The sequence below is a fragment of the Marinobacter suaedae genome (assembly GCF_030519635.1).
GTDB lineage: Bacteria > Pseudomonadota > Gammaproteobacteria > Pseudomonadales > Oleiphilaceae > Marinobacter > Marinobacter suaedae.
The window spans coordinates 70,595-91,447 of record NZ_JAUMIS010000002.1; the positions used below are offsets into that span (position 1 = coordinate 70,595).

The 20,853-nt window shown below is 58.6% G+C and carries 16 protein-coding genes and 3 tRNA genes; 11 read left to right on the forward strand and 8 right to left on the reverse strand.

What is annotated here, in order from left to right:
• Window positions 1–80 precede the first annotated feature (80 nt).
• From alaS to QVZ43_RS09180, 7 genes are all read left to right on the forward strand, one after another.
• On the forward strand, window positions 81–2,711 hold the full coding sequence (gene alaS, locus QVZ43_RS09150) for an alanine--tRNA ligase (RefSeq protein ID WP_302909703.1): 2,631 nt from the start codon (window positions 81–83) through the stop codon (window positions 2,709–2,711).
• Window positions 2,712–2,818: 107 nt separating this feature from the next.
• Window positions 2,819–4,057 carry an aspartate kinase gene (locus tag QVZ43_RS09155; RefSeq protein ID WP_223795434.1) on the forward strand — a complete coding sequence of 413 codons (1,239 nt, stop codon included), beginning with the start codon at window positions 2,819–2,821 and terminating at the stop codon, window positions 4,055–4,057.
• Window positions 4,058–4,241: 184 nt separating this feature from the next.
• Window positions 4,242–4,439: a carbon storage regulator CsrA gene (csrA, locus tag QVZ43_RS09160; protein ID WP_223795435.1), complete on the forward strand. Its 198-nt coding sequence runs from the start codon at window positions 4,242–4,244 to the stop codon at window positions 4,437–4,439.
• A gap of 127 nt (window positions 4,440–4,566) precedes the next feature.
• Window positions 4,567–4,657 (forward strand) — tRNA-Ser (locus QVZ43_RS09165).
• Window positions 4,658–4,715: 58 nt separating this feature from the next.
• A tRNA-Arg gene (locus QVZ43_RS09170) sits at window positions 4,716–4,792 on the forward strand.
• 24 nt (window positions 4,793–4,816) lie between these two features.
• Window positions 4,817–4,893: transfer RNA gene (locus tag QVZ43_RS09175), tRNA-Arg, on the forward strand.
• 172 nt (window positions 4,894–5,065) lie between these two features.
• Window positions 5,066–5,488 carry a hypothetical protein gene (locus QVZ43_RS09180; protein ID WP_223795436.1) on the forward strand — a complete coding sequence of 141 codons (423 nt, stop codon included), beginning with the start codon at window positions 5,066–5,068 and terminating at the stop codon, window positions 5,486–5,488.
• A 54-nt stretch (window positions 5,489–5,542) separates the two neighbouring features.
• On the opposite strand, the gene QVZ43_RS09185 is transcribed toward QVZ43_RS09180, so the two are convergent.
• Window positions 5,543–6,082, reverse strand: coding sequence for a DUF2058 domain-containing protein (locus QVZ43_RS09185; protein WP_302909704.1), 540 nt, complete (start codon window positions 6,080–6,082; stop codon window positions 5,543–5,545).
• Between the two features lie 105 nt (window positions 6,083–6,187).
• Here QVZ43_RS09185 and dbpA point away from each other — a divergent pair, with 105 nt between their 5' ends.
• The 4 genes from dbpA to QVZ43_RS09205 all read left to right on the forward strand — a co-directional run bounded on the left by dbpA (window position 6,188) and on the right by QVZ43_RS09205 (window position 11,210).
• Entirely contained in the window at window positions 6,188–7,561 is a 1,374-nt protein-coding gene (dbpA, locus tag QVZ43_RS09190; RefSeq protein ID WP_302909705.1) for an ATP-dependent RNA helicase DbpA, read from the forward strand.
• A 222-nt stretch (window positions 7,562–7,783) separates the two neighbouring features.
• A complete protein-coding gene (locus QVZ43_RS09195) occupies window positions 7,784–8,032 on the forward strand; it encodes an OadG family protein (RefSeq protein ID WP_317848217.1) in 249 nt (82 codons plus the stop codon).
• 42 nt (window positions 8,033–8,074) lie between these two features.
• Window positions 8,075–9,862: a sodium-extruding oxaloacetate decarboxylase subunit alpha gene (gene oadA, locus QVZ43_RS09200; protein WP_302909706.1), complete on the forward strand. Its 1,788-nt coding sequence runs from the start codon at window positions 8,075–8,077 to the stop codon at window positions 9,860–9,862.
• A gap of 13 nt (window positions 9,863–9,875) precedes the next feature.
• A complete protein-coding gene (locus QVZ43_RS09205) occupies window positions 9,876–11,210 on the forward strand; it encodes a sodium ion-translocating decarboxylase subunit beta (protein WP_317848218.1) in 1,335 nt (444 codons plus the stop codon).
• Window positions 11,211–11,404: 194 nt separating this feature from the next.
• Here the strand turns inward: QVZ43_RS09205 and QVZ43_RS09210 are convergent, their stop codons facing one another.
• From QVZ43_RS09210 to QVZ43_RS09240, 7 genes are all read right to left on the reverse strand, one after another.
• A complete protein-coding gene (locus QVZ43_RS09210; protein WP_302909707.1) occupies window positions 11,405–14,524 on the reverse strand; it encodes an error-prone DNA polymerase in 3,120 nt (1,039 codons plus the stop codon).
• Window positions 14,524–15,936 carry a Y-family DNA polymerase gene (locus QVZ43_RS09215; RefSeq protein ID WP_302909708.1) on the reverse strand — a complete coding sequence of 471 codons (1,413 nt, stop codon included), beginning with the start codon at window positions 15,934–15,936 and terminating at the stop codon, window positions 14,524–14,526. The genes QVZ43_RS09210 and QVZ43_RS09215 overlap by 1 nt, the downstream gene beginning before the upstream one ends.
• Before the next feature lie 7 nt (window positions 15,937–15,943).
• The gene (imuA, locus tag QVZ43_RS09220) at window positions 15,944–16,648 is read right to left on the reverse strand and encodes a translesion DNA synthesis-associated protein ImuA (RefSeq protein WP_302909709.1); all 705 of its coding nucleotides are present in this window, start codon (window positions 16,646–16,648) and stop codon (window positions 15,944–15,946) included.
• Between the two features lie 143 nt (window positions 16,649–16,791).
• On the reverse strand, window positions 16,792–17,109 hold the full coding sequence (locus QVZ43_RS09225; protein WP_302909710.1) for a heavy-metal-associated domain-containing protein: 318 nt from the start codon (window positions 17,107–17,109) through the stop codon (window positions 16,792–16,794).
• A gap of 27 nt (window positions 17,110–17,136) precedes the next feature.
• Window positions 17,137–17,565, reverse strand: a complete 429-nt coding sequence (locus QVZ43_RS09230) for a hypothetical protein (RefSeq protein ID WP_302909711.1) — start codon at window positions 17,563–17,565, stop codon at window positions 17,137–17,139.
• Window positions 17,566–17,774: 209 nt separating this feature from the next.
• Entirely contained in the window at window positions 17,775–19,262 is a 1,488-nt protein-coding gene (gene cysK / locus QVZ43_RS09235; RefSeq protein ID WP_302909712.1) for a cysteine synthase A, read from the reverse strand.
• A gap of 44 nt (window positions 19,263–19,306) precedes the next feature.
• Window positions 19,307–20,776: a pyridoxal phosphate-dependent decarboxylase family protein gene (locus tag QVZ43_RS09240; RefSeq protein WP_302909713.1), complete on the reverse strand. Its 1,470-nt coding sequence runs from the start codon at window positions 20,774–20,776 to the stop codon at window positions 19,307–19,309.
• Between the last annotated feature and the right edge of the window lie 77 nt (window positions 20,777–20,853).

Here is a 20,853-nt window from a genome sequence, read left to right on the forward strand (position 1 = left end):
GCATGTAAGTACTCGTATTCAATCGCGGACCGGCCGACTCCCCGGCAGGTTTTGGCAAGGTGTAAAGGTATCAAAGGGCTATGAAAACCGCAGAGTTGCGACAAGCATTCCTCGATTATTTTCGGCAGCAGGGTCATGCCGTAGTTTCAAGCAGTTCACTGGTACCGGCGGACGACCCCACGCTGCTGTTCACCAACGCGGGAATGAACCAGTTCAAGGATCTGTTCCTGGGTCGGGAAGAGCGTGACTATACACGGGCGACCACCTCCCAGAAGTGCGTGCGCGCCGGCGGCAAGCACAATGACCTGGAAAATGTGGGTTATACCGCTCGTCACCACACCTTTTTCGAGATGCTGGGTAACTTCAGCTTCGGTGACTACTTCAAGCGCGAAGCCATCAATTTTGCCTGGACCTTTCTGACCGGCGAGCAGTGGCTCAAGCTGCCGACCGAAAAACTGTGGGTCACGGTGTACGCGGATGACGACGAAGCCTATGAAATCTGGAACAAAGAAATTGGTGTTCCGGCCGACCGTATTGTTCGCATTGGTGATAACAAGGGAGCTCGCTACGCGTCTGACAACTTCTGGCAGATGGGCGATACCGGCCCCTGTGGTCCCTGCACAGAAATCTTCTACGATCATGGCCCGGACGTAGCAGGTGGTCCTCCCGGTTCCCCGGACGAAGACGGTGACCGCTACATCGAGATCTGGAACGTGGTCTTCATGCAGTACAACCGTACCGCCGACGGCGAGATGATGAATCTGCCGAAGCCGTCCGTGGATACCGGTATGGGGCTGGAGCGAATTGCGGCAGTGCTGCAGGGTGTTCACAGCAACTACGAAATCGACCTGTTCCAGAACCTGCTCAAGGCCGCGTCGGATGTGCTGGGTGGTGTTGCCACCACTGAAGCGAGTCTGCGCGTGGTCGCGGATCATATCCGTTCCTGTGCGTTCCTGATTTCCGACGGCGTGATGCCGTCGAACGAGGGGCGCGGATTTGTACTGCGGCGGATCATTCGTCGGGCGGCGCGTCACGGTAACAAGCTGGGCGCCAGTGATCCGTTCTTCTACAAGCTGACTGGTGCGCTGGTCAACCTGATGGGCGAAGCCTATCCCCAGCTTGTCAGCAGTCAGAAGCAGATTGAAAAGGTGCTTCAGCAGGAGGAAGAGCAGTTTGCCAAGACTTTGGATAAAGGCCTGCGTCTGCTCGAGCAGGACATCGCTGAATTGAAAGGCGATGTGATTCCCGGTGAGACCGTCTTTACCCTCTACGATACCTACGGGTTCCCGGTGGACCTGACCAATGACATCGCCCGAGAGCGCGGTCTGACCCTGGACTACGAAGGTTACGAGCAGGCCATGGAAAACCAGCGTGAGCGGGCCCGTGCCGCCAGTAAGTTTGGTATCGATTACAACGCTGCCGGCCTGAGTATTGAGGGTTCTACCGAGTTCACCGGTTACGAACATGTAGACGGTCACGAGAAGATCCGCGCGGTGATTGTCAGCGGTGAAGAGAAAAACGCGGAAGCGGGTGATGAAGCGGTAGTTGTGCTGGAGCGCACACCATTTTACGCCGAATCCGGTGGCCAGGTGGGTGATACCGGCATCCTGACCTGGAGTGGTGGTCGTTTCAAAGTCACTGATACCCGTAAGGAAGGGGGGAACCACTTGCACGTGGGTACCCTGATTGAGGGAGAGTTGTTCCCGGGGTTGGAAGTGGATGCACGTATCGACCACGCCCGTCGTGAACGCATTCGCCGCAATCACTCGGCCACCCACCTGCTGCACGCAGCGCTGCGCAAGGTGCTGGGCGAGCATGTAAACCAGAAGGGCTCGCTGGTAGACCCGGACAAGCTGCGTTTTGACTTCTCCCACTTCGAGGCGGTGACCGCCGAGCAGTTGCGTGAAATTGAGCGTCAGGTCAACGAGCAGATTCTTGAGAATACGCGCGTTCAGACCGAAGTCACTGATATGGAGTCGGCCCAGGAGAAGGGCGCCATGGCTCTGTTCGGCGAGAAGTACGGTGATACCGTTCGGGTATTGAGTATGGGAACAGAAAACTACTCCGTGGAACTGTGCGGAGGCACCCATGTGAATCGCACGGGTGATATCGGGTTGTTCCGCATCACCTCCGAAGGTGGTATTTCCTCCGGTGTTCGCCGAATTGAAGCAGTCACTGGTTTTGGTGCCCTGGAATGGGTAGACGAAACCGACCGGACTCTACGGGAAACAGCAGGCCTGGTGCGCGCCACCCGGGAGTCGGTGGTTGAAAAAGTGCAGCAGGCACTGGATCGCAGCCGACAGCTTGAAAAGGAAGTGGATGCGCTGAAGGCCAGGCTGGCCAGTTCCGCAGGTAGTGACCTGGCCAGTTCCGCCGTTGAGGTGGGTGGCCTGAAAGTGGTGGCTGCCGAACTCGAAGGTGCTGACCGTAAGGCTCTGATGGAAACCGCCGACCAGCTCAAGAACAAGTTGGGTGAAGGTGTGGTGGTTCTGGCCAGCACGGCCGATGGGAAGGTCACTCTCGTGGCAGGTGTCACTAAATCCGCGACCGCCCGGATCAAGGCCGGCGACCTGATGAAGCATCTTGCCGCCCAGGTGGATGGCAAGGGAGGTGGCCGGCCCGACATGGCTCAGGGCGGAGGAAACGATCCCTCCAAGCTGGCAGATGCACTTGCGGACGTGCCGGCCTGGGTCGAAAAAAATATCTGTTAAATCATTGTTTTCAGGAACGGACAGGAGGTTATAATCCTGTCCGTTTTTGGTTGTGACTGGCAAAGCCATGCTTTGCTGTGGCCTCGTTTCAGATTAGTGAAAAAATAATGGCACTGTTGGTTCAGAAGTTTGGTGGCACCTCGGTTGGAACGACCGAGCGCATTGAAGCGGTTGCCGACAAGGTAGCCCGTTTTCGGGAAGAAGGTCATGACGTTGTCGTCGTGGTTTCTGCCATGAGTGGCGAAACCAACCGCTTGATCGGCCTGGCCAGTAGCATCATGGAGGAGCCGACACCGCGCGAAATGGACGTGCTGGTGTCGACGGGTGAGCAAGTGACCATTGCGCTGCTGTCCATGGCTCTGCAAAAGCGAGGCTGCGACGCGCGCTCCTATACAGGGTCCCAGGTGCGGATCGTTACAGACAGTACGCACACCAAGGCGCGCATCAAGCAGATTGACGAGCAGCATATGCGTGAAGATCTCAATGCTGGACGGGTCGTAGTGGTAGCGGGCTTTCAGGGCATTGATGAGCGGGGCAACATCACCACGCTGGGACGAGGTGGTTCCGATACCACCGCGGTGGCACTGGCGGCGGCGCTTCGGGCCGATGAGTGCCAGATTTACACCGATGTCGATGGCGTTTACACCACAGACCCGCGCGTGGTTGACAGTGCGCGTCGCCTCGACCGGATTACCTTCGAGGAAATGATCGAGATGGCGAGTCTGGGCTCCAAAGTGCTCCAGATTCGTTCCGTGGAATTTGCGGGTAAATACAACGTTCCCCTGCGGGTGCTTTCCAGTTTTCAGGAAGGTGAGGGCACCCTGATTACTTTTGAGGATGAAGACGCCATGGAGCAACCGGTAGTATCTGGTATCGCGTTCAACCGCGATGAAGCCAAGCTGACAATTTCCGGAGTTCCTGATACGCCCGGGAGTGCGCTGCGTATCCTTAAGCCGGTCAGTGATGCCAACATCGAAGTGGATATGATCGTTCAGAACGTGGGCGAGGATAACAAAACCGCGTTTACGTTCACGGTGCATCGCAACGATTTCCGTCGTGCTCACGACGTTCTCAGCTCGGTAGCCGGAGAACTGGGTGCCCGTGAGGTGACTGGCGACAGCAAGATTGCCAAGGTCAGCATTGTCGGTGTTGGTATGCGTTCCCACGCAGGCGTGGCCACGCGGATGTTCGAGGCACTGTCCAACGAGGGCATCAACATTCAGATGATTTCCACCTCTGAAATCAAGATCTCGGTCGTGATTGACGAGAAGTACCTCGAATTGGCTGTGCGCGCCCTGCACAGCGAATTTGAATTAGATAAGCCCGCACTCAAGGAAGAGAGCTAAGCTGAATCCATGGCATATGGTTGGGATGCCTTGCCAAATGGGGATTCATTGACTAAATCTATGACAATTTGGAACCAAGTACGGGAATGTGCGTCTGCTGATTGATTTCGGATTCTGGTAAAAACGCGCAGGCTATATCGGGACCATTTGTCGGAACAGGAAGCTCTGAAAAGGGAGTGAGCATATGTTGATTCTAACTCGCCGTGTTGGCGAAACTCTGATGGTCGGTGATGAAATCACCGTTACCGTTCTCGGAGTGAAGGGGAACCAGGTTCGCATCGGCGTTAACGCACCGAAGGAAGTGGCGGTGCACCGGGAAGAAATCTATCAGCGTATCCAGTCTGAAAAGGGCTCGGATGAGCCAGAGTCGGGCAATCGTTGATCAGAAAAAAGCCGTTCAGGAAGCACCTGAGCGGCTTTTTTGGTTGGGTTGAAAATCCGGTGGTAAAAAACATGTGTCAACCCTTTGAAAACGGAATTTTTATGTGTAGTATACGCCCCGTTCTCACGGAGAGGTGGGTGAGTGGCTGAAACCAGTTCCCTGCTAAGGAACCATACGCATTGCGCGTATCGAGGGTTCGAATCCCTCCCTCTCCGCCATTTCCCTTTCGGGGCGAGAACAGGTTGAACTAGCAAGCAACCAGTGAGTTTAAGATGCGCGGCTGTAGCTCAGCTGGATAGAGTACCTGGCTACGAACCAGGCGGTCGGAGGTTCGAATCCTCCCAGCCGCGCCACTCCTCACAAATCTTCAGTTTTAAGCGGCTGTAGCTCAGCTGGATAGAGTACCTGGCTACGAACCAGGCGGTCGGAGGTTCGAATCCTCCCAGCCGCGCCATATTGAACAAAAAACCCCGCCGTGTGCGGGGTTTTTTGTTTCTGTATTCCCCAAACTTTCATGCAGGGCCAGAAAAACTCCCCGTTTTACTGGCGGATTTGCGCACTAACGACCAATCTCTTTGTCCAAGTGTTGATGCAGTTGCCCGGGAGCAAATAAGGGAGGGGTGGAAATGAGCATGGAGGCATTCGTTGCACCTGTCCGGCTCCTGGTTGTCTGTATTGCTTGTTTTTGGGGCTCGTCCAGTGCCGGGCAGGAAGCATTGCTGGATGGGGCCAGTTTCGCCGGTGTCCTTTGGGAGTTAACCGCAAGCTATGAGGGGGATGCGGACTGGCTGGTGTTTTCTGACGGTCGGCTTGTCTCCCAGGCCTGTCAGGATTACGGGTTTGAAGGAGCCGAATACAGGGCGTTCAGGGAGGATGGTCTGGTGCATTTTGAGGCGACGGCGGTCAGCCCCAAGCATGGCACCATGGTCTGGAAGGGGATTCGCAATGGAAACCGGATTGAGGCCAGTGTGGTCTGGACTAAAGAGCGCTGGTACTGGTGGGATTTACGCAGGGAATATTTGTTCACGGGCCACCATATCGGCCAGTGAGTACCGGGGCGAGGGCCGGTACCACTGGTATTCATAGGTTGGTGGTATTTTTCGTTACCACATCAAATCATCAGGAATTTCGTAGCCAGCGTAAGGATCGTCTTCGTCGTTTTCCTGCTGGGTGGTGCGGTCGTGCAGTACGACAATTGCCTGCTCGTCCCGCTCCATGATTTTTCGGGCAACGGCTTCAGGAATGATCTCATAGCTGTCGTTCAAGCTGGCAATCGCGAGTCTGCCGCTGGAAAGTGCGTCGAACATGCCATCGTCGACCAGGATTTTCTTGATCTTCTTGTCGTGCACAAACTGATATGAGGTCTCGCCCTTGCTCCGGTCAAGACGATTGGTTTCTATGATCTGCCGAATCTGGGCCTGAATGGCCTTTTTCTCGGCTTCTTGCTGTCGCTGGCGGTTCAGTTCCCGGTCACGTTCAGCTTTTTCTTCCCGGGCCTTGCGTGCGCGTATTTCCGCTTCGGACTCCTGAAAGGCGCCCTTGGGCTGGGTTTTACGTTTCTTTCGCTTTTCCTGGCGGATGGCCTTGGCCTTTTTTTCATCGGCCAGGCCGGCTTTCAGTAGCTGGTCCTGAAGGGAGGGCATGGGTAACTCCGTAATTTGGTGCAAACTCGCTTTTCCGAATGCGGTAGTATACGCGCTCGCTTTTGTGCTTCCTAACCCGCCTTGCTGACCGTCTGGTGTCCCCGTATGAGCTCTTTTGAGAAATTTGAACTTTCCCCTTCCATGCTTCGCAATCTGGAGCGCCTTGGCTTTCGGCAGCCGACAGAGGTGCAGGCGAAAACGCTGCCCCATGCCCTGGGTGGTCGTGATGTCATCGCTCAGGCCCGGACGGGTAGTGGTAAGACGGCGGCCTTTGGTATCGGGCTGATTGAAGGCCTGCGGCCGCGTATGTTCGCGGTTCAGGGTCTGGTGTTGTGTCCCACAAGGGAGCTGGCAGACCAGGTGTCCAAGGCCCTGCGGGAGCTGGCTCGGGCGAAAGAGAATATCAAGGTGCTTACACTATGCGGGGGCGTGCCTATCGGTCCGCAGATTGGTTCTCTGAGCCATGGCGCCCATATCGTGGTCGGGACGCCTGGTCGTATCCAGGACCATTTGCGTAAAGGCACCCTGACACTGGATCGGGTCAGCACGGTGGTTCTGGATGAGGCCGATCGCATGCTGGATATGGGGTTTCAGGACAGTGTTGATGCCATTCTCCAGGAGGTGCCCGTCAGGCGGCAGACCTTGATGTTTTCGGCGACCTGGCCCGAGTCGGTGCGTGGCTTGAGCAAACGCTTTCAGAATGAGCCAGAGGATGTGCGGGTTGAAGCGGGAGAGGCGAACCCGGATATCAGCGAGTGGTTCTATGAGGTGGAGCCAAGCACCACAGAAAAGGCTGTCGAGGCATTGTTGTCCCGCCATCAGCCGGAATCCTGCATTGTTTTCTGCACCACGAAGCAACAATGCGATGATCTGGCAGAGGGCCTTCGCGCGGGGGGCTTCGCGGCGGTAGCGCTGCACGGGGATCTCGACCAGCGAGACCGGGACAGCGTGTTGGTTCGCTTTGCCAACAGGAGCGCCTCAGTGTTGGTGGCAACGGACGTGGCTGCCCGGGGGTTGGATATCAAATCCCTTCCCTTGGTGATCAATGCGGAGCCGGCCCGTGATCCGGAAGTGCACACCCACAGGGTAGGGCGAACGGGGCGTGCCGGCGAAAAAGGCATGGCGGTCACCCTCTGTACCCCGGCGCGCGGGCACAAGTTATCGCAACTGGAAGAAGTTCGTGGGAAGCCTCTGGAGTGGGGCGATTCAGGTGAGCTCCTGGCTACGCCTTCGCAGCCTCGCGTTCCGCCAATGAAAACCATCTGTATTGCCGGCGGGCGCAAAAACAAAGTTCGCCCCGGGGATGTATTGGGAGCGCTCACCGGGGAGGCCGGCATTCCGAGTACTTCTGTCGGCAAGATTGATTTGTTCGATTTTCAATGCTTTGTGGCCATTGAACGCGGGCAGGCATCGTCGGCGCTCAAGCGTTTGGAGAAGGGGCGGATCAAGGGGCGGAAATTCCGTGTCCGTTTTGCCTGATTGCACACGAGAGCCCTGCTGTAGCGGCTATTCCGTTTTGTGTGTTAGCTTCGGAAACTCCTTATAGTCAGTTGAGCTTAGCTTGCTCATCGACTGTTAAAACGGTAAATTACGCAGGATTTTGCCTCCCGATTTGTTCCGGCATCGCATTAGACATTGGTCTAAGTGGTCTGGCCACACAAGGCGGGAAAATCACTCACTTTAGACAGGTAGCTATCGGATATGGATACCCTGATGTCACAAGCCGCGGATCTGATGATTGCCGGCATGGGCTTCGTGTTTGCGTTCCTGGTGATCTTGGTTTTCGCAACTCTGCTCATGTCCAAAATCATTGCCCGGTTTGCACCCGAGCCGGCAACCCCGGCGAAAACGCCACGTGCCAAGCCCAAAACGCCCGCAGCGGTCGACCCGGACACCGCCGAGGCCATCAAGAAGGCAATTGCACAATACCGTTCACGCCACAAGAAGTGACACGGTAAACGGATTAGAACCTTGTAACAGAAGGCTGACACGATGACTGATTCAAAGAAACCGCTTGGGATTACGGACGTTATCCTGCGCGACGCCCACCAATCCCTGCTTGCCACCCGCATGCGGCTGGATGACATGCTGCCGATTGCCGAGAAACTCGACAAGGTCGGTTTCTGGTCCCTGGAATCCTGGGGCGGCGCTACCTTTGATGCCTGTATCCGTTACCTGGGCGAAGATCCGTGGGAGCGGATCCGTGAGCTGAAAAAAGCCATGCCCAACACCCAACAGCAAATGCTTCTGCGTGGGCAGAACTTGCTGGGGTACCGTCACTACGCGGATGATGTCGTAGAGCGTTTTTGTGATCGTGCCGCTGAGAATGGCGTGGACGTATTCCGTATCTTCGATGCGATGAATGACCCGCGGAACCTCGATACCGCGATCAAGGCCGTCAAGAAAACCGGCAAGCACGCCCAGGGCACCATCGCCTACACCACCAGCCCGGTGCACACCATCGAAATGTGGGTGGATATGGCGAAGGAAGTGGCCAGCATGGGTGCCGACTCCATTGCCATCAAGGATATGGCAGGCCTGCTGAAGCCGTATGTGGCGTTTGACCTGGTCAGCCGTCTCAAGAAAGAACTCGATATCCCGATTCACATGCAGTGTCACGCGACCACTGGTATGTCTACCGCAACTGCCATTAAGGCCGCTGAGGCTGGTATCGATAACGTGGACACGGCTATTTCCTCCATGTCCATGACCTACGGCCATTCACCCACCGAGGCTGTGGTCGCGATTCTGGAAGGTACCGATCGTGACACCGGTCTGGATCTGAACCTGCTTGAGGAAATCGCAGGCTACTTCCGTGAAGTTCGTAAAAAGTACGCGAAGTTTGAGGGCAGCCTGCGCGGCGTAGATTCCCGCATCCTGACCGCCCAGGTTCCGGGTGGCATGCTGACCAACATGGAAAGCCAGCTCAAAGAGCAGAACGCCGCTGACAAGTTTGATCAGGTTCTGGCCGAAATTCCCAAGGTTCGTGAAGACCTGGGTTACATCCCGCTGGTAACCCCGACTTCCCAGATTGTGGGTACTCAGGCGGTGCTGAACGTTCTGACCGGCGAGCGTTACAAGTCCATCTCCAAGGAAACCTCCGCCATCCTGAAGGGTGAGTACGGTTCAGCACCGGCGCCGTTCAACAAGGAACTGCAGGATCGCGTTCTTGATGGTAAAGAGCCGGTTACCTGCCGTCCGGCAGACCTGATCGAGCCTGAAATGGATAAGCTGACAGCTGAGCTGAAAGACATTGCCAGCGACAAAGGCATCAAGCTGGCCGAGCAGGAAGTGGACGACGTACTGACCTACGCATTGTTCCCGCAGATTGGTCTGAAGTTCCTGGAAAACCGCGGCAACCCGGATGCCTTCGAGCCGGTACCGTCTGCTGACGACGTTGCGCCTGCCAAGAAGGCGAGCGGCCCTGAAACCTACACCGTAGACGTGAACGGCAAGAAGTTTGTGGTTGCTGTTTCCGAAGGCGGTGAAATCACCCAGATCCAGGGCGATGGTGGTGCCGCTTCCGCACCGGCTGCTGCGTCTGCACCGGCTCCGGCCGCTGGCGAAGGTGAACCTGTGGTTGCTCCTCTGGGCGGCAACATCTTCAAGGTACTTGTCTCTCCGGGCGACACCGTTGAGGAAGGCGATGTGCTGATCATCCTTGAGGCCATGAAAATGGAAACCGAGGTTCGTGCACCCAAAGCCGGTACCATCGGCGAAGTCTTCATCAAGGTCGGTGATGCCGTCTCCCCTGATGATGAAATGCTGACAATCGGATAAGGGCCAGCATTCCATGGAAAAAATGATGACACTCTGGACAGGTAGTGGCCTGTTCAATATAGAGCCGGGCCAGGTGGTGATGATCGCCATCGGCCTTCTCCTGCTGTTCCTCGCGATCCGCAAGGGCTTTGAGCCGTTGCTGCTGGTGCCTATTGGTTTCGGCGGTATTCTGGCGAACATCCCGGAGGCAGGACTAGCCCTGTCTGCGGCGGAAAATGCCATCCACTTCGCGCTGAAAAACGGTACGGCCGAAGCGCTGGTCGCGCTGGCGGCGCCTCTGGATGTGGCTTATCAGGCCGGGCAGGCGGTAACGCCCGAACTGAAAGAAGCCTTCAAGGTGGCTATTAAAGAAGCCAGCCACACCCAGATGGCCCTGGCGAATGCTGCGGCCCAGGACCTCGGCTACGGCAACGGCATGCTGTATAACTTCTACACCGTGGTTATCGGCAGCACCATCGGGCCGCTGCTGATCTTCATGGGTGTAGGCGCGATGACCGACTTCGGTCCGCTGCTGGCCAATCCGAAGACCCTGCTGCTGGGCGCTGCTGCTCAGTTCGGTATCTTCGGCACTGTTATCGGCGCTGCGCTGCTGGACTGGACCGGCGTTCTGGAGTTCACCATTCTGGAAGCGGCGGCTATTGGTATCATCGGTGGTGCTGATGGCCCGACCTCCATCTACGTGTCCAGCGTACTGGCTCCGCATCTGCTGGGTGCGATCGCGGTTTCGGCCTATGCCTACATGGCGCTGGTTCCGATGATTCAGCCGCCGATCATGAAGGCGCTGACTTCTGCGGAAGAGCGGAAGATCAAGATGTCCCAGCTGCGCCCGGTCAGCAAGCGCGAGAAGATTGCGTTCCCGCTGGTGGTTCTGATTGCGGTTGTGCTGTTCCTGCCGGATGCGGCGCCGCTGCTGGGTATGTTCTGCTTCGGTAACCTGATGCGTGAGTGTGGTGTGGTTGAGCGTCTGAGCGATACTGCCCAGAATGCGCTGATCAACATCGTGACCATCTTCCTGGGCCTGTCCGTAGGCTCCAAGCTGATGGCGGACAAGTTCCTGGATGGCCAGACTCTGGGTATCCTGGGCCTGGGTATCGTAGCCTTTGGCGTAGGTACCGCATCGGGTGTTCTGATGGCCAAGCTGATGAACAAGCTCAGTAAAGAGCAGATCAACCCGCTGATCGGTTCTGCCGGTGTATCTGCGGTGCCGATGGCAGCGCGGGTTTCCAACAAGGTTGGTCTGGAAGCCAATCCGCAGAACTTCCTGCTGATGCACGCCATGGGCCCGAACGTGGCTGGTGTTATCGGCTCTGCGGTTGCTGCAGGTGTGATGATCAAGCTTTTGGGCTGATCTTTACATCGCAGTACGGAGAACCCCGCCTTTGTGCGGGGTTTTCTTGTTTTGGGGCAGCGAACGTAAATGTTCGGGCGCGTTAGGGGTGTCTGTTCAGGAATGTCTGAGGCCAAGGATGGCCGAAGCCAAGCGCACATAGATGTGCTTGTAGCGTTTCCTGAACAGACACCCCTAACGGGCTTCTCCAGAGATTAGTGAAAATCCCTCGAACTAACCGGAAGTTTTTGAATCAGGTGACTCAGGTCAGAGAGCTTTCCGGCCATAACATGAACGATGTCTCCCTCACGTTCCAGCACGCCTTTCACATGCAGAAGCCGCGCGGTTAACAATGGCTTGCGTTGGCGCCGGGCGGTTTCCAGCCAGACCACGACGTTCACGTTACCGGTTTCGTCTTCCAGGGTTACGAAGGTGACGCCGGAGGCGGAGCCGGGGCGTTGGCGGCCGGTGACCAGCCCGGCGACCTGAACGGGTACGCCGGCCCGGGTGGACTTGAGTTCTTCGGCGGTGTGGCAGTACTTCAGGTGACCCTGTTCCCGGAGCAGGGCGAGGGGGTGGCGCTGGAGGCTGAGGCCCAGGCTGGCGTAGTCGGCCAGGACGTTTTGACCTTCGCTGGGCTCTGGTAGCTGTTCGCAGTGGTCTGGTCGATAGTCTTCAGGGGCTTCCGCCGCGAACAGTTCCGTGGGTTGTTCGTGGTCGAGCAGTTGCCAGTAGGCCTGGTGCCGGTTTGCAGCGAATGCCGGCATGGCATTGGCGCCGGCCAGTACTTCCATGTCCCGTTGGTTGAGTCCGGCGAGCTTTCGCAGTTCGCCTGCAGACCGGTAGCCTCCAGTAGGCCGTTGCTCGCGCAGCCGTTGGGCACCGGCATAGGAGAGCCCCTGTACCAGTCGAAGCCCCAGCCGTAGATGTTGGTCCGGGCCTTCAAGGGTGTGGTTCCACTGGCTGCAATTTACATCCACCGGCAGTACGTTGACCTGATGGCGCCTGGCATCCTGAACCAGTTGGGATGGAGAGTAGAATCCCATGGGCTGGCTGTTCAGCAGCGCGCAGTAGAAAGCGGCGGGATGGTGGCGTTTGATCCAGGCGGAGACATACACCAGCAGAGCGAAACTGGCGGCGTGGGATTCCGGGAAGCCGTAGCCGCCAAAGCCGCAGATCTGCTGGTACAGACGCTCGGCGAAGTCAGCATCGTGGCCCCGTTCCAGCATGCCGGTAATCAGCTTCTCCCGGAACGGCGTCAGGTCGCCGTGGGATTTCCAGGCCGCCATGGCCCGGCGTAACTGGTCGGCTTCACCGGCGGAGAATCCGGCCGCCACCATGGCCAGTTTGATCACCTGTTCCTGGAAGATCGGTACTCCGAGGGTGCGTTCCAGCACTTTGCGGATGGCGTCGTTGGGGTAGCTGACCGGTTCCAGACCGTGCTTACGCCGCAGATACGGGTGCACCATGTCGCCCTGGATGGGGCCGGGCCGGACAATGGCCACTTCGATCACCAGGTCGTAATAGGTTTCCGGTTTCAGCCGGGGCAGCATGTTGATCTGGGCGCGGGATTCCACCTGGAATACGCCGATGCTATCGCCGGTTTGCAGCATGGCGTAGGTGGCCGGGTCTTCCTCCGGGATGTCCTGCATCCGGAACGGCTCGCCCTTGCGTTCGCTGATCAGAGCCAGTGCTTTGCGAATGGCGGACAGCATACCCAGCGCCAGCACATCCACTTTCATTAAACCAAGGCTTTCCAGGTCGTCCTTATCCCACTGGATGACGGTCCGGTCGGCCATGGCGGCGTTTTCCACCGGCACCAGTTCCGCCAGTGGCCCGGCGCTGATGACAAAGCCGCCCACGTGTTGGGACAGATGGCGAGGGAAGCCCAGAAGGGTGTTCACCAGGGTAAAGAATTGATCCGCCACCTTGGGGTTGCGGGTCAGGCGCTTGTCGAGAATCTGTTGGCGCCAGTTGGTGGCTTTGTCTCGCCAGTCGATGCCTTCCAGCAGTTGTTCCACTTGTGCCGGGTCGAAGCCCAAGGCCTTGCCCACATCCCGTACAGCGCTGCGGGGACGGTACCGGATGACGGTAGCGGCGAGCGCAGCCCTTTCACGGGTGTAGCGCTGGTAGATGTATTGGATGACTTCTTCCCGGCGCTCGTGCTCGAAGTCCACGTCGATGTCGGGCGGCTCGTTGCGATCCTTGGAGATGAAGCGTTCGAACAGCAGTTCCACGCGGGCTGGATTCACTTCGGTAATGCCCAGGCAATAGCACACGGCGGAGTTGGCGGCCGAACCCCGACCCTGGCACAGGATGCCCTGACTGCGGGCAAAGGCCACGATGTCGTAGATGGTGAGGAAGTAGTGTTCGTACTTCATCTCCGAAATCAGGTCCAGCTCCTTGCGGATCAGGCCTTGAATGGTGAGGGGCGTACCCTCGGGGTAGCGCCGGCGTTCGCCTTCGCGAGTCAGGCGTTTCAGGTAGCCGGCGGGGGTTTCGCCTTCCGGTACCAGATCGGGCGGGTATTCGTAGCGCAGGCTGCCGGGCTCGAAGGTGCACTGATCGGCGATTTTCAGGCTCTGTTCCAGCCAGGCATCCGGAAATAATCGCTGAATGACAGGCAGCGGCCGAAGGTAGCGTTCGGCATTCTGGAACAGGCAATGGCCCGCGTGCTCGACGGTGGTGTGATGGTGCAGGGCAGTGAGCACATCCTGCAGGGGCTGGCGTTCCCGGCTGTGCATGTGGACATCGCCGGTGGCGGTAATCGGGCAGCGCAGTTGATCGGCGAGCCAGCGGATACGGGACAGCTTCTGTTCTTCGCCGGATTCCAGCGTGCGGGTGGCCGCCAGCCATAACCGGTGCTCGAACAGGCGCAATAACCATTCACCGCAGGCCAGCGCCTGATCGGCACTGGCTTCCGCCGGTGCCGGTGGGTTCCACAGGCATAGGCAGTCGTCCAGGGTGTGGGTTTCGATGTCCCGAAAAAACAGCTGGTACTGACCCTTTTCAGCCCGGCGTCGACCGGTGGTGATCAGCTGGCATAATTGACCATAGCCCCTGCGGGTGCGGGCCAGCAGCACGAACCGGGGTATGCAGGCCTCCGGCGGGGCATCGTCCAGTTCAAAGTGGCTGCCGGTGATGAGCTGTACCGGACTGTCCTTCAGGGCGGCCCAGGCCCGGGGAATGCCGGCCACGGAGCAGGCATCGGTGATTGCCAGTGCCCGGTAGCCCAGCCCAGCGGCACGCTCAGCCAGTTCATGAGGATGAGACGCACCGGTTAAAAAGCTGAAATTGCTGACACAAGTGAGTTCGGCGTAGCCCGGTCGCTCCATCAGCCAAACCACCCGTGTATGTACCAGCCGCCTTGAGTATCCCGGAATACCCAGGCCAACTGGCCGCTATCGAGCTGGGCAATGTAGTAGTCCCGAAGTACTCGCTGGCCATCCCACCAGCCGCCACTGATGCGTTCCGGGCCTGCAAACCACGCCTGTGGGGGTGAGGTCAGCGGTTGTGGTCCTTGCAGCAGCCACAGCGGGCGGCGGGGCAAACCGGTTGTTTCGGTGGGCTGGTGCTTGCGCGCCAGGCTTGCGGCACTCCAGGCCCGCTCCGGGCGGTGGTCAGCCTGTGGAGCCAGCTGGCTCAGGGCAGATTCGCCGAGCCGGGCCTGAAGCCGACTCATCAGGGTGTGCCAGGCTTCGTTCAGATCCTGGGTTTCGCCCAGCAGGTCTCGTCCGGAGGGAGCTTCGCGACCGAGGAACCGTTTGACGGAGAGCTGTAAGGACAGCACCGGAGCCCTAAGTGGGTGCCGTTCCAGCCGCAGGCGAATCAGATTCAGGAAGGCTTCGGCCCGGTGTTCCGGCCCGGAGGTTCGGATGCGCAGCTTGGTGGGCTCCTCATGTCGATGATGGAGCGTCAGGAACAGAGTGTCGGTTTCCTGCTGGCGCCAGCACAGATCGTCTTCCAGTTCAGACAGGATGCGCTGGAGCGGAAACAGCAGCCCCTGGGCCTGCTCAATTTCCCGCACGAAATCCGCCTGCTGCCGGAACTGGTGGGGTGGCTGCCAATCCGGTTGGGGGTCCGGGCGAGTACCAAGAATCTTCTGCACCCGCGCCAGGGTTTCCGGTGACAGCCGCCGGGCCAGTTCCGCCGGTGGCAGGTCAAATACCTGTTGGAGGCGATCCAGTCCCAGCCGTTGTAAGCGGGTGCAGGTGCGATCATCGAACTCGGCTGCCTGCAAGGGCAGCTGACCAAGGGTTCGTAGAATATGCCCCCGGTCGGCGTTGCATTCGCCCTTGCCGGTCCGGGCCATCAACCGGGCGGCCAGTGGAGTATGACCCAGGCCGGGCCAGGCCGTGAGCTGGTGCTCATCCAGAGCCATCTCCACGGTTTGCCACACGGCCGGTAAGCCGCCGTACAAGCGTTGCAGGCTACCGACTTCGGCCAGTAAACCATCCGGTGGCTTGGGCACGATATGGGCCGCATGCCGGTACAGCCAGCGAGCCTGCTCTTCCAGAATCCGGGCCTGCTGTTGATCATCGGCCTGTACGATGGCCAATTCCGGCGCCAGCGTGATGGCGGTTTTCAGGCGCATGCCGACCTGTACACCCAGTTCCCGGGCTTCCGGGCAGGCCTGGAGGACGGTTTGTCCGGAGCCGTCGACAATCACCAGTGCGCCAGAGTCCTCCCGGGCACGCCGGATGTGATCCAGCAACAGGTGCGGAAAGTGCAGGTACAGCCAGATCATGACGAGGTTACCGGTTGGCGGCGGTTCCTGGCCCCTGTCGCCAGGGCCCCCGGATGATGCGAGGTGTTTCCTGGCTGGCCAGGTCTGCCCGGTGCCCCATGCTGAGCGAACAGCGCTGGCCGGGCCAGCTACCACGGCGCTTCACAATATTCACTTTCAGTGCCTGATGATCGCCGGGGGTCAGCTCAAGGCGCAGGGCGGCGGGAGAGTTCTGCTCTGCGTGGTGGCGTTCCCGAAACAGTACACACACATTGCTGCCAGCTTCGGCAGCCAGTTGCAGGCGCCGGATATCCCGGGCGGCCAGCTTGTCGGGCCAGGCCATGACCAGACCGGTGACCGGTGAGCGCAGGCAGTTTTCCAGTGTCCACAGGAAATCGCCCTGGTTGTCGGTGTGCACCATCACAACCTGATCCAGATTCACGCCTTCCCGCGCCAGAGCCGGGGCATAGGGGGTGTGCGGTGGGTTGATCCAGAACACGGTTTTTCCGCGATGGGACAGCCGCTGCATCAGTGGCAGCAACAGGTGCAGTTCACCAATACCGGGGGCATCCAGCAGGCACTCGCTGAGCGCGCCGGTGGGCCAGCCGAGGCCGCCCAGTTGATTGTCCAGGCGCTGGTAGCCGGTGGGCTCGGCGGGCTGGAGGGTGGCGGTGTGACGGTGACCCTGCCAGACACGGGCATCCCGCATCAGGGTATTTAGCAGTTCGCTCATGGGAATCTCTCGAAATACTGTTTAAATATACAGTATTCTGAAAGGGGCATGATTTCAAGTTAAACGGCGGGGTGTTTCGGAGAGCGTTTGGTTAAATCGCCGGTGATTGGGAAACCACCGGCGAAGGCATCAGGCGGGAGCGTTTATTGCTGGATTTCAGAGTGGAAACCTACGTCTTTTCGAATGGCCAGCATGAAATCCCTGGGGGCGCTTTGTGAGGCGTCGTAGTAAACAATGGCGGTTTTTGTGTCCAGGGAAGCTTTGACGCTTTCCACTCCCCGAACCTTGGCGACGGCGGCTTCCACCAATGCCGGGCAGGCGGGGGTGGACATGTCATCGATACGCAGGGTTGTCGTGGACTGCCTGGCGCTCTGGGTTTCGTCCGCGTAGGCCTTGGGTGGCATGGCGGCGATATGAACCAGAGCGCCCATCAGGGTCAGAATCAGAAGGGTGGTTTTCATGGCGAGTCTCCTTCGTTTGTTATGGGTTCAGGCCAGTGCGGGCAGAACCACGTATTCGATCAGGTTGATGGCAACTGCCAGGGCTACAGCAAACCAGAACAGCCCCCGGGTCAGGCGAGAAGTCGTGCCCTGGCAAGGGCTGCGGCGAAGGGCCCGGTAACTGATGGACAGAAGGGCAACCGTCACAATGGTGGCGGGCACCTGCAGGTAGGTGTAGCGGGTCAGGAAACCTAGCCCGCCGATGCCCACACTCAGGGCAATCCAGGGAATCAGGCAGGCGGCCGCGGTCACCAGGGTAGATGCCATGGCCATCACGGCAGTGGTGGCGGCAAAACGCTTGGTGGTGTCTTCGGTGCGACGGGGCATGTAATCGTCCGGCCGTTCCTGAATCCAGGAAAAGTGGCCAGCGACGTGCTCCAGTGGTGGGTAATAGAGTTGTGATTTTTGGGTATACATGGCGTTGTTCTCCGTTGTTGTGTCCGATCAGTTGGAACAGTTTCAGGTTAAAACGATGAGCCTTTGAGAACTTGGCGGTTCTCTGGTTTAAATCGGGTGATGATTGGGAGATTTCGGGCGGAGTGTTGTTAGGGGTTATGAAATCCTGGTCTGAAGGGGGTGCACAAAAAAAGGGGCTCGAATGAGCCCCTTTTTTACCTGTCTGATCATTAACGAGGGTGCAGCCAGCCCGGGAGCATGGTGTACGGGTCCACCTGGATCTCCGGGTTGAAGGGGATGTGCTGGGTTTCCAGCTTGGGTTGAAGGGATCCGTCCTTGAGCTGGTCGAAGATATCGGTACAGCCGCCAATAAACTCTCCGTTGATGAAGATCAGGGGCAGTGTGGCCCAGCCGGTTTTCTCTTTGAGTACCGCCCGGATCTTGCCGCCCCGGTTACCCTCCTGATACACCACGGAATCCAGGTCCACGGATTTATATTCAATCCCGTATTTCTGGAAGACTTTACGCACCGACCAGCAGAACTCACACCATTCCAGCGCGAACATCACGATGGGGCTGCTGGGGACATTGATCAGGGCTTCCACTTCCTCCACCGCTTCTGGGTCCAGCTCAACCGGCTTTTCCTTGGGCTCCGGAGCCTGGGGTGTGTTGACGTCGAACCGGAAGCCTGGGGTGGACTGAGACAACGCCATTTCTTCATCGGTCATCTCAACGGCCACATCCTCAAACAATGGTGTGGTCAGGTAGCGTTCGCCGGTATCCGGCAGCATGCAGAGAATGTTGGAGCCTTTCGGTGCATTGCGGGCTACCTGCAGCGCACCGGCAAAGGTGGCGCCAGAGGAAATACCGACGAAAATGCCTTCCTTGCAGGCAAGATCCCGGGCGCATTGAAGGGAGTCGCTACCGGCGATGGGCAGGAATTCGTCAATGTTATGGGCTTGCATGACTTCTTCGGCCAGTTTGGGCACAAAGTCTGGTGACCATCCTTGCATCAGGTGCGGGCGAAACAGGGGGTGGCTTTCCGAGTGATTGCCGTCAGCGGCTCTGGGCTGTGCAATGCCGCTGGCCAGGATGGCGGAGTTGTCTGGCTCGCAGACCACCACTCGAGTATTCGGGCTTTCGCGTTTCAGAACCCGGGATACACCGTTCAGGGTGCCAGCGGTCCCGAAGCCAGTGACCCAGTAATCCAGCCCGACATCCGCGAAATCCTCCAGAATTTCCACTGCTGTGGTGCGTTCGTGGGTGTCGGCATTGGCCGGGTTTTCGAACTGGCGGGGCTGCCACCAGCCATGCTCTTTGGCCAGTTCCTCCGCCTTGGATACCATGCCGGATCCTTTCAGGGACGCAGGTGTGAGCACGACTTTTGCGCCCAGAAAACGCATCAGCTTGCGCCGTTCCACACTGAAATTTTCCGCCATGGTGACTACCAGGGGGTAGCCCTTCTGTGCGCAGACCATAGCCAGGCCAATGCCGGTGTTGCCACTGGTGGCTTCCACAATGGTTTGTCCGGGCTTGAGTTCGCCCCGGCGCTCGGCGTCTTCGATGACACCCAATGCCAAACGATCCTTCACCGAGCCCATCGGATTGAAGGCTTCAACTTTCACATAGAGGTTGACGCCTTCCGGCGCAAGGTTGTTGATCCTGACCACCGGAGTGTGCCCGATGGTGTCCAAAATGCTGTTGTAGCGTGTACCCATGATGTTTCTCCTTCGCTGCTTCGTCTGGATGCGTGCCCGGACGTTTATCGTTGTTCAGCGATTTCATTCGTCGTTGTGGTTAAATATTGACCGGCTGATAGTGCTTCGTCCACCAGTTCGTCAGCTTCTTTCATCGTGGTTCGAGCGCCCACAAAGCAGGGGCGAATGGCCAGGATGCCGTTGACCACGGTGGTGCTTGGAATGGCGTTACCCCGCTGCACCATCCTGCGGTGAATCTTTCGGTTCAGTTCGTTAAGGTCAGGTTCGTTTTCATCGATGTAGCGAAATCCAATAATCGAGAGAGTGGGCGCCGACACCAGCTCCAGGTTCGGATGAGCTTGAACGCGTTCGGCGACATGCCGGGCCATGTCGTTATGCCGGCAAATGCGTTCGCGCATGCCTTCCAAACCGATTTCCCGGATCAGTGCCCACACCACCGTGCCGCGGGCCGGGGCCGACAGCTCAACGCCCATATCGGCGTAGGGGATGCCCAGGTTGTCCATGGAGTGGGTAATGCCTTCTCCGATCAGGGAACCCTCCAGATACGTGGCCGCTTCCTGTGTGAAGGCCCGGTTCAGCAGTTCCCGGTCCCGCACATAGGTTGCGCCGATGCCAACGGGGGCACCTAACCATTTGTGAGGGTCCACTATCGTCGAATCGGCCAGTTCCAGACCGTCGTACAGCGGGGCGACCCTGGGGTCCAGAATGCCGGGCAGGCCGTAGGCACCGTCCACATGGAACCAGAGCCCATGGGCCTTCGCGATGTCACCAATGACCCGTAGCGGGTCGATGGCACCACGATTGGTACTGCCGGCATTGGCGACCACGGCCACCGGGAGGCGGTCGCTTTGCTGGTCTTCCCGGAGCTGTTGCTTCAGGGCGTCTGGTCGCATGCGGCCCTGATCGTCTGTCGCGACCTTGCAGACAGATTGCCTTCCCATCCCCAGCACCGCTGCTGCCCGCTGAACCGAATGATGACATTCGGCGGAGGCAAAGATCCGGCAGGGGCGGGACACGCCATCCCGGGCAGGATCGATACCAATGGCCTCAAAGGCCGCCTGGCGGGCCCCGCCCAATGCGACCAGGTTAGCCACCGAGCCGCCGCTGCTGTAGACCCCCTTCATATCAGCCGGCAGGTCAAACATCCGGGCCATCCAGTCCAGCGACACTTCTTCCAACAGATTGAAGGCGGTGAGTCCCATGCGCTGGGGTGATGCGATGGCGCCAGCCAGAGTCGCTAGTGCGCCCATGGTGGTGGCGCCGGTGGTGATGAATGACGTACAGCCGGGGCGGGGAATCTGGGAACCATTGGGGATGACCCATTCGCTCAATTCCGACAGCACACCGGCGGCACCCACACCCTGTTCCGGTAAGGGCCGGTCAAGAGCGCCGCGCCATGTTTCCGGGTGGCGCATGGCATCCGGTGACTCGAACTTGAGGTAGGCATCGAGCTGCTGTCCCAATAAGGCGGACAGTTCAGAAAGGTTGCCACACTCGGCCTGGTCTATATTCATGGCGATGGCTCTCCCGTGGATTGGACATAGGGATATCGGCAAGGTTTCCGGAGGGCGGCCACGCCGGCTGCCCTCAA